Genomic DNA, 12814 nt, shown 5'->3' on the forward strand with positions numbered 1-12814 from the left:
CACCCATGTCGTGCTTTCGAGGGTTCGCGGACGGATGGTTGCTTCGACACCACCCATCTTACCGCGGCTCAAGAAGATGCGACATGGGTTCTTTCGTTCTATGCCCTCCAATGCTGATTTCAGGCGAATAACCAAGGATCACTTTAACTGATTGGGAGATATAGACTTGCGGATGGGAACAAACAGCGGGCCGGGTACTACATCAAGGGAGCGGTACGCGCCGCCGATGTCGAGGGAGACGGATCGTCCGTCGCGAGCTGGCGCCAACGAAGGGGAGGTCACGATGTACGCACGCACTCCGGACAGCCGGCCGGCAGAGGTCCAGCCCCGCCCGGGTCCTCCCCTGGCCTCCGCTCCCGGCCCCCGGGTGCTGCTCGCCGCGGCGGACGCCGACGCGCACGCCGTGTACGGCCCCTTCCTGGAGCACGCCGGCTACGCGCTGGTCCACGCGAGCTCGGCGGGCGAGTGCGTGCTCCTGGCGCAGTCGCAGCGACTGGCGGCGGCGGTCGTGAGCGTCGGCCGGCACGGGCTGCTGCCGTGGAGCCGCTACAGCGAGCTGGCCCGGGCGGCGGACGAAGAGCTCGCCATCATCTGCCTCACCACCGACCCCCGCGTGGCCGACGCCGACCGGCTCCCCCCGCGCGCCCTCGCGGTGCTGATGCTCCCGTGCGAGCCGCCCGAACTGGTGGCCGAGCTGGGACGCGTGCTCCAGGCCCGCGGCCGCCGGCCGAACTAGCCGCGGCGGGATCTCTCACGCTCGAAGGGCGCCGAGGATGGTCTTCGGCGCCCTTCGTGGTGCGAGTGCCTGAAGACACTCGCTGGAACCACGGAAAGCCTCGCAAACAGCCGCGAGGCTTCAACCGCATCTGCCACGCAGTTCCGTCGCGCGAAGCGCCGAAGTCCCTCCCCTGAAGTCGGGGGAGGGACAGGCGCGCCAGGCGCCAGGGCGGGGGCTGCCCGCGGCCGCGCTGGAGCCGGCGGAGCGCGAGATCTCCGCGGGTGAGGTTTTTACAGGTCCGGGAAAACACAGCAGGTCTCACCCAGAGTCAGCAGAGTCAACAGAGGTGTTTCTCTGCTGACTCTGCGGCAGAAAAACCGCGTTGCTTCCCGGCTGCCTAGCACCTTCCTAAGTGGCGCCCCGACAGAGACTTGCGCTGCCGGGGCGTTCGCTTGCCGATACCGGGTGGGATAGCTGATGGGATAGGTTCACGCCGCGAGTGATTCCGGGCGCTCCGTCCCGCGAAGGAAGTTGCGCATGCTGCGGCGCGCCTCGGCGGCGCGGGCGCGCACCCGCTCGTTCTGCGGGTCCTGATACACGCGCTCGCGCGTGGCGCTGTCGGCGTGGCCGGTCAGGCGGTTGAGGACGCGCGCGTCCTGCGCGAACTCGGGCGCGAGGTCCGTCGCCTGCCTGCGCAGGCCGTAGAAGGAGCGGCCCTCCTGGTGCTCGACGCCCGCAATCGCCTCCACAGCCACGAACATCATGCGGAGCGACACGTACGATAGCGCCTGCCTCGTCGCGCGTTCTACGGGCACTGAGCCGCGCCGGAGCTTGCCCACCGGGAACAGGTAGTAATCCGAAATCTCCCCGCGCTGGTAAGCGGCCTCCGCCTCGGCCAGGTAGCCGGACGAGAGGGTTTCGTCCACCAGCGCCCGAAGCTCCGGGTGCAGGTCAACAACCTCGCCGTGCTTCTTCCCGGCTCCGTGGACGACGAAGCGGCCCAACCCGAAGCCGCCGCCCGTGCCAAGGTGCAGGTCCGAGCGCCGCGCCCGCACCGCCTGTCCCGCGCGAAGCTCGGCGGCAAGCTCCACCAGCAGCCGCAGGCGGGGATCACCCTGGGGAAGCGCGGCGAAGATCGCCGCCACCTCGTCCACGGTGTGCCGGGGCCGCTTCGTCTCGGCCCGGTGCCCCGTGGCGACCCGCCATTCCTCCTTCACCTTGATCTTCCAGCGCGGCCGGGGCAGGGCGGCCGTGTCGGGGATCAACCCTTCCTGCCGCAGCCACGAAGCGACCGCGTACAGCACAACGCACGTGTATTCGGCCGCGACCCTGCCCCGCCCGTCCTTGCTGCGCCTCGCCAGCAAGCGCACCAGATACAGCACCATGCCGGGCGTCAGCTCGGCCCACGTGAGGCGCCGGTCGAGCAGGGCGACGGCGCGCTCCGCGTACATCTTGGCCTGCCGCGCGTGCTTCGTCGCGCCGGGGTACGCGCCGCGCAACGGATCGAACGCGCGCGCAATCCCCTCGGCCAGCGTGAGCGGGGCGGCGGACTTCTCCGGCGCCGCGCCCGCGCCGGGCTCGGCCATCGCGTTCGCAAGCTCCAACGCCTGCTTGCGCCCCTGCTTGCGGTCGCGGTGCCCCAAGCTCCGCTTCTGCTGTTTACCCCGATTGTCAAGCCAGAGCAGGTACAGGACTCCCCCCGGTTCCCGCTCGGCAATGCGGATCGTCGCCCCGTAGACTCCGAAGGACTCGGACCAGCACTTCTTGCCGGACTTGGCCGGCTGCTTCGCCTTGGGCATCATCGCTCCCCGAATTTGGAGTGGATGATGTCCCGGAAGAGCCTGTCCGGAACATACCCACTCAGGTCAGAAAAACAAGGATCGTCCTTGTCTTTTCTTGCCTTCTGGGGTAAGTCCCGGCGGCGGATGAGGGGCTTGGCCTTGCGCCCGGAGTTCGGAATCTTCCCTTCGCGCAGCAGGCGGCCCAGATGGTCCGTGCTGTATCCGGACTCATGGGCGGCGCGGCGAAGGCTCAGAAGCTCGTCACCTGCGCGCACCTGCGCGGCGGCGAGCTCGTCCGCGCAGAAGTCGAGGATGCGGGCCTGCGCGTCGGCGCCCAGGCGGCGCTGTTGGGCCGCCAGCGCGCGCCACTCGTCGGGCAGGTCGGTGGGAGTGGGCTGGTGTGGCATGGCGGGGCCTCAGCGCAGAGCCGAGGGGCGCCGCAGCGCGCCGAGGAGCCGCCGCGTGCCGTAGGCGGCCCCGCCACCACACCCCGCCTGATCGCGAGCCGTAGAAGCCGGGGATGCGCGCAAGCCGCGGCCGAGGGCGCCACGGCCTGACGCGGGAAACCGCTCCCGGCCGCAGGCCGGAAACCGTTGAGACGGGCGCAGCCCGTCAGCAGTGAGGGAGTCCGCGCCGCACGGGCGCCGGGGAGAACGAACGGGGCCGGTTGTTGTGGGGGCGCCGTCCGAAGGGACTTTCAATCTTTCCCGAAGGCGGCGCCCCCACACGCCCGCGAAGCGGGCGACATGGGGGCGTGGGATGAGGCCGGGCATAAGCGAAGAGGGGGCGGGGGGTTAGACGGCACACCTGCCCCCGCTTGTTACCCCGTTCTTGCGCACGACGCCGACGGACGGACCGCGTGATATGAGGGATACGCGCCCGGAGGGCCGGGACGCCGCCGCGAGCATGGACGGCCCCCGCATCTCCTGGAACTCTTTTCGGAACTGCCGTACTGACCGAATAAGGAGATGGATTATTTCCAAAAAGCAGGGTAGAACACGCTTATGGGATTGCCAGCGTTTTCCGGATCTTCGAGCGCGGCGCGAGCCTGAGTGGCAATTTCCGCCTGATACGTCGCAATCTTGGGTACCAAGGTATAGATGTCCGTGGTATCGATAACGACGGTCCGTACTTGGTTCGTATCGAAAGGAATTCTGTCGACTTTCCTAATGATTTGCACAATTGGTAGACGGCATGCGTGGCGCAGCGCCGTTTCGTAGAATACGTTGGGATTTAGCGTCGAGAGATCGGCTACCACGAGCCGACTACGTTTTATATGCTCGATGATTTGTGATGTAATCATCCCTGGCGAACCGATCTGGTCAGCGCGAACTACTCTCAATCCGAGTTCCTCGATTGCTGGCTGCACGATCGAACCCATAAACAAATCTGCGTGTTTCCGTTGCTCGCTTCCCTCCTCGCCGATGGGCGTCACGTAGAAGCACACCTGTGCCCAATCCCCCTTTGCGGTGCCAATTTCATTCGTAGCACTCAACGGGGGAGTCGCGAACGCGCGAGGAGATTGGGGCGTGGATGCCAGTTCTTCCAAGACGTGTTCGACGGAAACTAGTGTTTCGGCGCCGCCAATCGTTTGCAGGAGGCCGAGATCTTTCGCATTAACCACGAACACATCGAGACACGCGCGAGGGTCGTCAATGTAGAAAGAGGACGACTCAAGGAAATCCTTCATGACCTCCGGCGCTGGCACGCGTTTGTTGACGTACTCTTCATAAATAGCCTTAAACGGTGGAATGTTCTGAATTGCTAGCCTAAACTTCGCCAAGGTGCGGTCACGATGGGTTTGCGTGTCATCGCACGCGATGCGGCCGTCCGGTGTCAGTTCGATCCATTCAGCCTTATACGAACCGATTGTTACGCCGTACTTGCTGGAGTTGGTAATCAAAACCCGCACAGCACTGCTGTTAGGGGAACGCCCAAGCTTCTGCATTAGGGTCAGTCGCCGGATCTTATCTCCACCCGCATAATTCACTATTCCAGCCCCCAGAACCAGCACCTGCTCCAGAGGCTCGCTGGGATAACCTTTTTCTCGTTTAGAGCCGATCTTGGCAGCTCCTACGCCCGACTTCGCGGGCTTTGCTGGTTGCTTCTTCGTCTTGGGTTTCTTTGTCGCCGCGCTCTTTGCCGGAGACGCTGCGGCTGCCTGGGCGATTTCCGTGTTATCAGCCATGAGCTTCAGAAGGAATCCGGTTGCGGAGTTTGCCGTGCCAAAGCTGAAGTCCTATCCAGATAATACTCCCGCCCCCTGAACGTCAAGCGACAGTAAAAATCGCACGCATTCAATCCGATGCCTTGCGTGCCGCGGGCGCGTTGACCGTACCCCTTGGGCGGAGTCCCATGTTCGGACCGGTGCCGCAATCAGAGCCCTAGCCCGCGCTCCCTCCGGATCGAACGCGGGGCGTCGAGCGCGCGCTGGAGTGCCCGCGCCGCCCGCTGCGCGGCCTCGGGGTGGTCGGCCAGGAGCCGGTCAAGCTCCCGCGCGGCCCACGTGGGGCGCGTCTCGGCCAGCACCGACCGGAGCACGGCAATCCCCGTCTCCTCCGCCGTACTGGAGTGCGGCAGGGCGCGCCGCATTTCTTTCGCCTTCACCTCCGCCTCGAGCGTCTTGCGGGCGTGCTCCTGCGCGGCGGAGAGAGCTTCCCGCGTCGGCTTCTCCCGCACGCGCCGCGCGGCCGTCTCCAGCAGGTCGGCGAGGTCGCGCGCACGGCGGCGGGCCTCGTCGGTGTTCCTCACCAAACCGAGCCCCCACAACGGGCGCACACCCCGCAGCTTCCCGAACGCTTCCGGCTTCTCGCGGAGGATGCGCACCGTATCCTCCAGCCCCTTTGCGCGGTAGTGCGCGGCCACCTTCGACTTGCTCGGCTCGGCGTACACCTCGCGTAGGGCGGGCTGGAGCACGTCGGTTGCTTCCGTCGCCCGGCGGGTCAACGCCTCCAGCCGCTCCACCTCGCGCGCGGCGGCGTCCGCCGCGCGCACGATTTCAGAGACGGCCTTTTCCGTCTTCCGGATCGCCTCCGCCTCGCGGAACCACTCGGCCGCGTGCTGAAGCTTCAGGCGCAACCCCGCCTCCTTCAGGCGGTCGGCCTCCTCGTCCACTAGCGCGGCGAAGGCTTCCTCCATCTGCCGCCGCACCGCCGCCGGCGGGACCGGCAGCGGGACCGGCTCAGGCTGCGGCGCCGGAACGGGCTCGGGCTCCGGCTCAGGCTCGCGGACCGGCTCCGGCACGGCCGAAGCGGATGCGGGCGCGAGCGACGGCCCCGCAACGGTGCGTGACTGCGCGAAGTGGTGCGCAGAGTGCTTCCCAAACCGGGCCTCCAGCGTCTTGCGCGAGAAGCCGACCTCGGACGCCTTCACTTCGTGGCTGTCGTCGTGGATCACCAGCCCGCCGCCCTTCACGCGCACCGACAGCCCCACGGCCGCCAGCCCGTCGTGCACCTCGGCCCAGGAGCGCGCGCGCTCCAGCACCGGGCCAGCCCGCTCGGCCACGCGGTGCAGGAACGCCGGATCGCCGCGCAGCAGCACGCGCGCGGGCTGCTGCCCCGGAACGCGCCCGTGCCGGCCGGGCACGATGCGGAAACCAAGCTCTACCTCCCCTGCCCGCAACGCCTGCTCGATCTTCGGCCAGTCCCACGAGTTTTCCCACGCGCGGCGCGTCTCCGGGTGCACGCGGTTGACCACAAGGTGCATGTTCGGGTGCGCCGTGTCCTTGTGGGCCACGATCAAGGCCTCGTGACCGGAGAGCCCTAGCTTGCGCAGCACGGCGTCCGCCACGTAGCGCATGCTCTCGCGGTCTACCGGGTCGCCGGGATCGAAGCTGATGGACAGGTGATAGACCGGGCGCTGCGTCCGCAGCGACAGGGACGCCGTGGCGGCCATGAGCCGCGCCGCGGTCTGCGGGTCGGTGGTGGGAAGGTTGCGGGATTCGATCCACGCAACGCGGTCGCGCTCCTCGCCGGACGATCCCGCCTCCAGGTAGCGCGCCAGCCCCAGGAAGCCTTTCCCGAACGGGTACGTCTGCCCGATCACCGGAGCACCCAAGCAAACGAATCCTCCACCGCCGCCAGAGCCGGAAGCAGCTCGGCGTCCGCCGGTAGCTCCTCGTCGGTGTTGGCGCGGCGGGCCAGCTCGTTGAGCGCACGGCCCGCCGCGACGATCACGTGCGCCGCCGCGGCCGGGGTGGTGTCGGGCGCGGGCGCCGCGCGGATCGCCGCCTCGGTGCGCTTGGCCGTGACCTCGATGCGGGCGGCGGCGGCCTCGGCGCCGTCGATCTCGGCCACGGCCTGCAGCTGACGCAGGTTGTTGAGCACGCGCCCAAGCTCGCGCACGAGCTCGTGCCGGGCGCGGCGCGGGGGCGGGGGCGGCGCGGCAAGCGCCGCCTCCCGCACGTAGCGCAGCGGCGGAACGCCGCGCGCACGGGCGATGGCCTCGACGCGCGCCCACTCCTCGGGCGTCCAGCGTGTCGGCTTGCGCAGGGTGCGGGGTGGCAGTTGGGGTTCCTTTGAGCGCAGCGAAAAGCGAGCAGGGGATTAGGCGCCCCCACGAGCGAAGCGATGTGGGATCAGGCGCCTAACCCCCATTGCTCGCTCCCGGATTTCTGCACCCTGGTACCCCGGCCGGGGACGGGGCGACGACGGGCGCGAAGAGGGCCCTCTAGGGACTGTTACGCGCGCGCACGCGCGCGACAGTCCCTAGAGAGCCCTGCACTCTGCCGGGGAGAGGGGGGAGCCGGGGAGCCGGGGGAGCCGGGGAGCCGGGGGAGCCGGTAGGCAAGGAGCCGGGGAGACAGGAAGGCGGGGTGAGGCGGGGGAGGCACCCCAGTCCCGTTTTCCGTGTCGGACGGCGGGCTTGTGCGTGATTTGGGTCTTGCAGGCTGGCGGGAATCGTGAGGTAGTTACAACGTTACGGGCCGCCCTCTTGGCGTGCACGAAATGCAAGCCCGTAACACGGAGTTTCACTGATGCGCACCCTCCGAACCGCCGCCGCTTCGTTCGTCGCGCTCGTCCTCGCTGCTGCGTGCGATCAGGCGCCGACGACGCCCGCACTCCTCCAGCCCGACCGCCCGGCCTTCGACGGTTTGGGGTTCGGTTCCGGGCACGCGGTCGCCCCGGTGCCAACATCAACGGTCGCCGCCTCATCAAGTGGCGAGACGACGACCGTGACGACGGATAGCACGAGCACCGGGCGCGGACTCGGCTTTGGCTCAGGCCACTAGGGACTAGGCGACCCACTGATTACGGAACGGGATCCGGGCCACTCGTCCCCGATGGTTCTGCGGGTTCCAGCGTTTCAGGCGCACCCGCAGCTCGCCCGTCAGTTGTTCCGGACCTGTCGTCCGTAATGGCGGCGTCACCCTGTGTTCCTGAATGAGACTCTGGACGCGCTCAGCGTGCCGAGCGATCTCGCGGTCGCCCCGCGATTTCGCGAGCTCCAAGGCTCGTCGGGCGTGCTGTTCGGCGTCTTTCCACGAGCGGCACGCCCGCGCGGCTTCGGCCAGGTGGTAGTACGCGGCGGCCGAGTGCTCCGGGTGCTTCTGCGCAAGCGTTAGGGCCAACTGCCGGAGCCGTTCGTACTCGTCCTTAGCACCACCAAGAGCCGCGTAGGAGCGGGCCAACATACTCGCGACCACAGCCCGCGCGGACGGCTGTTCGATCACGTCCATGCAGAGTTGCAGTAGCGGGACAGCGGCACTGTATCGGTGCTGCATCACTTGGACTAACGCAAAATCGGAGACGAAGAACGGGAATCGCCGATCATGCAGCGGGTACAGTTCGACTGCACGCTCCGCTTCTTCTTCCGCTGTGCTAAAGTCCGCTCTCTCCAACAGGAGCAACATCCGATCGTGCCGGACGTGGGCTGCAAGCCACCAAAGATGTCCGTCGCGTGCGACACGCGCCGCTGAATTTAGGTGCTTCACCGCCCGTAATAGGTTCACCCCCTGTGAATACAGGAGGGCGGCCATTCCGATATGTCCACAGATGTATTCGATTCTAGCTCTCTGGCGAATAGCAAGCTCGGGGTGTCGTTTCTGCCGCCGGGCAAGAACGATGGCGCGTGCATAAAATTGCTCCGCGCGTTTCCAATCACCAGCGCGGCGAAGCATGAGCGCGGCGAGGTTTGCTGCCTCGGGATCGTCGGGAGAAACTGCTGCCGCCGCCCTGGCAAACTCTATCGCCGTAATCATCAGTGAGCGCTCTGCGGCCCAATCTGCGATTTGCGCGCACGCACGGGATAGGGCAGCTGCATCGACATTACGCGCCCGGGCGGCTGCAAACGTGCGAAAAGCCTCCCCTATCTCGGGCGCGCCGTTTTGAGCCGCGCGGAGCCGTTCCGCCGCCTCCACTGAGGGCTTGCTGTGGAACAGGCGCGAAAGAGGCTGCGGTGGTGGGGTGCCTTTCGGGTGCGGAGGCGTGCTGGCGAACAGGCGCGCGAGCCGGTAGTCGTGCCAAAGCTCCAGGGAGACGGGGCCGTAGTCCCCCTCTGCGAGAATCGCGTCGACTTCCGGGTAAGGCCAGTCGGGTGGCGGCGGGATTATGTGGGGAGCCGGGGGCATGATTCTCCTGCGCGGGAGCACTTTGTTCACTAATCCCGACACTGTACCGCACCTGAGCGTAAAAGTTGGCGCGCCGTGGCGGCTTCTACAAGGTCGCCGCTCTTGGCCGATTCTGTGTGCAAGACCTGCTGAACTCCTGTGAAGCGCCGCGGTCACACCTTTTTCGCCACATGACACTACAGATACTTACCGCCACGTGACACGGCGCAGCTAATGGGCCGTGCATCTTGACCCCGCGAGCAACGCCCGCAACATGGGATGATCCCCGTATAGTCATTTTCGGCTACCTGCAATGGACTTTTGTGAGGCGCCTCTAAACCCGACACTTCCTAGAAGAACTCGGACAGGCGCCGCGCGGAGCGCCCTTGGAAATGTTCTGGCGCGCACGTGACCGGCGTTTCGGGGTGGTGCTTTTTCGTTCTCACGGCGCGTTTAAGGCGCCCGGAACGAACGGGAAGCGGGGGGCTGTCGCTGGAGCCGGATCACCCTGGCGCGAGCTGGGGGACGCCGGAACACGGGGAGGCAAGGAGCCGAACCGGAATCGTCTGCGGGGCCTACACTACCCGACAGGCGTCACACCTCGGGCGGCAGCCCGCTCCCCCCCGCCGGGCCAATCCAACGGATGATGACCTGCGCACTTGATCAAGCCTGCCTCACTCCCGGCCAGCCTGTGGCCTACTCGATCTCGCCCGATGTGGCGCTTGGGGTGGCGCCTCTGCTTCCGGGATTGGGAGTCCTGCACACGTGGCGGGTGCTGCGGTCGCTGGTGCTCTGGATCGCGGCAGACCGCACGGCCCCGTTCACCGTGTGCGGGATGCAGGCGTTAGAGGAGCAAATCCTAACCGCAGACTATGACCACGAAATCCGTCTGCCGCTGGCGGTAATCGCGCGTTCGCTCACACCGGGGGCGGAAGACGCCAACATGGGACGAATGGCTTACGCTTGCTTGTGCGTAGCCGAATGGGCGCTCGGTCGGGGGTTGAATGGCGTCGCTGTCGCCTTCGCGGATGCTGGCGCGCTGGCGAGTGGCCTAGAGCCCTACGCGGAAGTCGCCGCGCGCTTCCGGCGGGCGGTCGAGCGGCGCAACTGAGGTGTTGTGGGCACGGCGGACGTGCTCGTCCCGGTGCCGATGCTCCGGGATGCCGCAAGGCAGGCGGTGGCACGGGCGAGTCTCCGCCAGGTCGCGCGCGCAATCGGCATTAGTCCGCCCGGCCTCCGGCTGTTCTTGGACGGAAGCGCTCCGCGTCGAGCGACGCAGCAAAAGCTTGTGGAGTGGTACGTTAGGGGAATTCAAGCGCAGGACATCGCCGCTGACGTGGCTACAATCGCAATGGCCTTGCTCCTTGCTCGTTTACCTGACGGTGCGGTCAAGCTCGCGACTGAGCGCGAAGTCTTAGTTGCAATCCGAAGCGGGCATGAGAAAGCAGGTATCTCACCGCCAGAGTGGGTCCGGACTCTGCCAAAGGAGAGTGATCACCTTGCACAGAACGATGCGCCCGGACGGTAGCGCAGCTGGTCGCCCAGCCGAGCCCCCGCTGCGCCAGCCTGCCGGGGTTACGTCTTCGGAACGGTTCACCGTACCCCAGGGAATGTTCAGCGTGCGCAGGGAGCCCGCCGACAGGCAGGGTACCGGGGCGCGCTGGACGATCACCGTGAGCGGCGGGTGAGTAGCGCGAAAAAGCTCGCTCTTCCGATTGCGGGGGATGAGGAGCACGCAGACAAAGCGGATGATTCGGCGGCGGGCGGCGAAGTTCCCCGGAAGCCGGTAGCGCCAGCCAAGCTACCGCCGTTCCCGCCGACCCGCCGCGAATTTTCGCTAGGCGAACGCGGTCCGGACGGTTTCTATGGGTCCGGATGGTGAGCGGCACATACAACCCCCCGCGCGGGACGTTCACGCGCCCGATTCCCTCCTCAGAAGCCGGCGCCTACGTACGCGCCCCGCGCCGGCCCGGTGGAATCGGACGGCGGCGGGGCCGCGGAGTAGCGCGGCGCGCGCACCTCCGCCGGTCTTACGGTGGTCGGATGCAACGGACCACCGGGAGCTGCGCCACTTTCTGGACGACGGCTCGTCGGACGAAAGTCCGAGGACCGGGCCGGGTGAGGGGAGGAATTCAGGGGTTCGCCTGAATCCCGCTCAGCAGCGGTAGGCAAAACAGGTGGGGTCGGCGGTAAGCCAGCCGCAGCCACACGGCGCGTTGAAGTCGCACGACGAGCCGCAGCTTCCCGCCTCGGGCGTACACGGATGCGTGACGGGACAGATGTCACAGCTCTCCCCCTCCGTGGACGCCGACTGTGCCCGCACGGTGCCGCGCGCCCCACCCTCGCGGGGCGAGGCATCGAAGGTTTCCACCGAGAGGGTATCAGGGTCCAGCCGCATCTTCTTCATTGTCCTTCGCCTCCTGAGGGAAGGGGTCGCGGGCCACCGCGGCGCGGATCACCGCAGGCACCACCGCATCCGCAGTGTAAAGGCACAAACAGACCGCGTCAACACTCCGCTCTGGCGATCCGCGAAGTACGTGGCGGAACACCAAGAGGCCTGGTGGCTGTAAAGCACCCCCGCCGGATGGTGGGGCCTCGACACAAATTAGTCCGCACTGCATAGAACCGCGAAAATGGCACTGGATGCACCCGGCGCTGACGGCAAGCAACTTGGGCGCCTTCGAGAGGAACTAAGCGGTGTGGCGCGCCAAATCGCTGCGTTGCTGACGCAGCCGCGGTATGACGAAGCGGCCCTAGCAGAACTCGACGTGCGCGCTGCGGCGCTGCGGTCCCAAATCCGTGCGATGGAGCCGCCTGTCGGTAAGGGATAGGACTCACACACACGGCAGGTGAGCGGGGGGCTTGTCCCCCCGAGCCGGTAGTGGGCTAAGTTGAAATGGCGTTTTCGTGCGCGGGGCGGGTCAGCCGTATGCTGAGCTGTCGCCGCGCGCGTCGGGGTACTCGCGCTGGTAGGCGCGGGCGATGTCCGCTAGAACGTCGTCCGGGAGAGGGCGGCGCTCCTCCCCTACGCGGCTTGCCACCAGCACCACGGCAAAGTCGAGCACCCGCCGGGAGTCATTCTCCGAGAGCGGAGGGTAGATGGTGACACCCATGACCTTGAAGGGTTTGATTTCGGTTATCGCGGACATCGGAGTCTCCGTCTGAACGGTCAATAGGAAAGCGCAGGGGCGCTCCAATCTAGGGAGCGCCCCTCTAGTGTTCTAGAACCTGTGGTGCCTACGCCGCCAGCGCTCCGGGCGTACGGCCCGCCCCTTGATATGGGGGAGAGTTAGCGGTCTTGCGGTCTGCTTCTCGCTCTGGAGCGCATGCGGATGCGATACGCGATTAGCGCGACCGACCATGCGCAAGTCACACCGATAAAGAGGCGCATATCTTGGCTCGGGCCGTACCGGACCAGCAGACCGGCGGGGAGGAAAAGGGCGACTAGCCATACGTGCGCGGCTAGTAGGAATCTGCCGATGCGGATGATCAGCGGCAGCAGCACGATTAGCATGACGACCACAAAGAGAACGGGGGCCACGGTGGGTTATCTCCGTTTCTGAAGGGGAGATCTCCTCCGATGATGATGCAGCCCGCCGGGGATTCCCTGGCGGGCTGCACGGGCAGGCAGGCTGTAGATACGCCGTCGAGGTGTGATTATCACACTCCGGCGGCGTTGCAAGTGGGATAGGATTTGGGATAGGTTGGGCGGCAGAGTCGGGTATTTTCGCCCGTGGAGTCCGGTTGGCCCTTCCGGAACATCAAGGA

The 12814-nt window shown here is 66.7% G+C and carries 9 protein-coding genes; 2 read left to right on the forward strand and 7 right to left on the reverse strand.

Going from position 1 to position 12814, the window contains the following annotated elements:
- Positions 1-283: 283 nt before the first annotated feature.
- Positions 284-736: a hypothetical protein gene (locus VF746_31840; GenBank protein HEX8697054.1), complete on the forward strand. Its 453-nt coding sequence runs from the start codon at positions 284-286 to the stop codon at positions 734-736.
- 470 nt (positions 737-1206) lie between these two features.
- Here VF746_31840 and VF746_31845 read toward each other — a convergent pair whose 3' ends face one another.
- From VF746_31845 to VF746_31870, 6 genes are all read right to left on the reverse strand, one after another.
- A complete protein-coding gene (locus tag VF746_31845; GenBank protein HEX8697055.1) occupies positions 1207-2517 on the reverse strand; it encodes a hypothetical protein in 1311 nt (436 codons plus the stop codon).
- Positions 2517-2906, reverse strand: coding sequence for a hypothetical protein (locus VF746_31850; GenBank protein HEX8697056.1), 390 nt, complete (start codon positions 2904-2906; stop codon positions 2517-2519). Before VF746_31850 ends, VF746_31845 begins: the two co-directional genes overlap by 1 nt.
- 566 nt (positions 2907-3472) lie before the next feature.
- Positions 3473-4687 carry a hypothetical protein gene (locus tag VF746_31855; protein ID HEX8697057.1) on the reverse strand — a complete coding sequence of 405 codons (1215 nt, stop codon included), beginning with the start codon at positions 4685-4687 and terminating at the stop codon, positions 3473-3475.
- 188 nt (positions 4688-4875) lie between these two features.
- Positions 4876-6555 (reverse strand): relaxase/mobilization nuclease domain-containing protein, encoded by a 1680-nt coding sequence (locus VF746_31860; GenBank protein ID HEX8697058.1) that lies wholly within the window; start codon positions 6553-6555, stop codon positions 4876-4878.
- Positions 6540-6842 (reverse strand): hypothetical protein, encoded by a 303-nt coding sequence (locus tag VF746_31865; protein HEX8697059.1) that lies wholly within the window; start codon positions 6840-6842, stop codon positions 6540-6542. The genes VF746_31860 and VF746_31865 overlap by 16 nt, the downstream gene beginning before the upstream one ends.
- 890 nt (positions 6843-7732) lie before the next feature.
- On the reverse strand, positions 7733-9067 hold the full coding sequence (locus VF746_31870; GenBank protein HEX8697060.1) for a hypothetical protein: 1335 nt from the start codon (positions 9065-9067) through the stop codon (positions 7733-7735).
- Between the two features lie 622 nt (positions 9068-9689).
- On the opposite strand from VF746_31870, the gene VF746_31875 reads away from it, so the two are divergent.
- A complete protein-coding gene (locus VF746_31875; protein HEX8697061.1) occupies positions 9690-10157 on the forward strand; it encodes a hypothetical protein in 468 nt (155 codons plus the stop codon).
- A 1810-nt stretch (positions 10158-11967) separates the two neighbouring features.
- On the opposite strand, the gene VF746_31880 is transcribed toward VF746_31875, so the two are convergent.
- A complete protein-coding gene (locus tag VF746_31880) occupies positions 11968-12195 on the reverse strand; it encodes a hypothetical protein (GenBank protein HEX8697062.1) in 228 nt (75 codons plus the stop codon).
- Positions 12196-12814: the final 619 nt, after the last annotated feature.

Source organism: Longimicrobium sp. (genome assembly GCA_036389795.1).
Classification (GTDB): domain Bacteria; phylum Gemmatimonadota; class Gemmatimonadetes; order Longimicrobiales; family Longimicrobiaceae; genus Longimicrobium.

Excerpts from the sequence above, each read along its gene's own strand:
- VF746_31840 (HEX8697054.1), top strand. The coding sequence starts at position 284 with ATGTACGCACGCACTCCGGACAGCCGGCCGGCAGAGGTCCAGCCCCGC.
- VF746_31845 (HEX8697055.1), bottom strand. The coding sequence starts at position 2,517 with ATGCCCAAGGCGAAGCAGCCGGCCAAGTCCGGCAAGAAGTGCTGGTCC.
- VF746_31850 (HEX8697056.1), bottom strand. The coding sequence starts at position 2,906 with ATGCCACACCAGCCCACTCCCACCGACCTGCCCGACGAGTGGCGCGCG.
- VF746_31855 (HEX8697057.1), bottom strand. The coding sequence starts at position 4,687 with ATGGCTGATAACACGGAAATCGCCCAGGCAGCCGCAGCGTCTCCGGCA.
- VF746_31870 (HEX8697060.1), bottom strand. The coding sequence starts at position 9,067 with ATGCCCCCGGCTCCCCACATAATCCCGCCGCCACCCGACTGGCCTTAC.
- VF746_31875 (HEX8697061.1), top strand. The coding sequence starts at position 9,690 with ATGATGACCTGCGCACTTGATCAAGCCTGCCTCACTCCCGGCCAGCCT.
- VF746_31880 (HEX8697062.1), bottom strand. The coding sequence starts at position 12,195 with ATGTCCGCGATAACCGAAATCAAACCCTTCAAGGTCATGGGTGTCACC.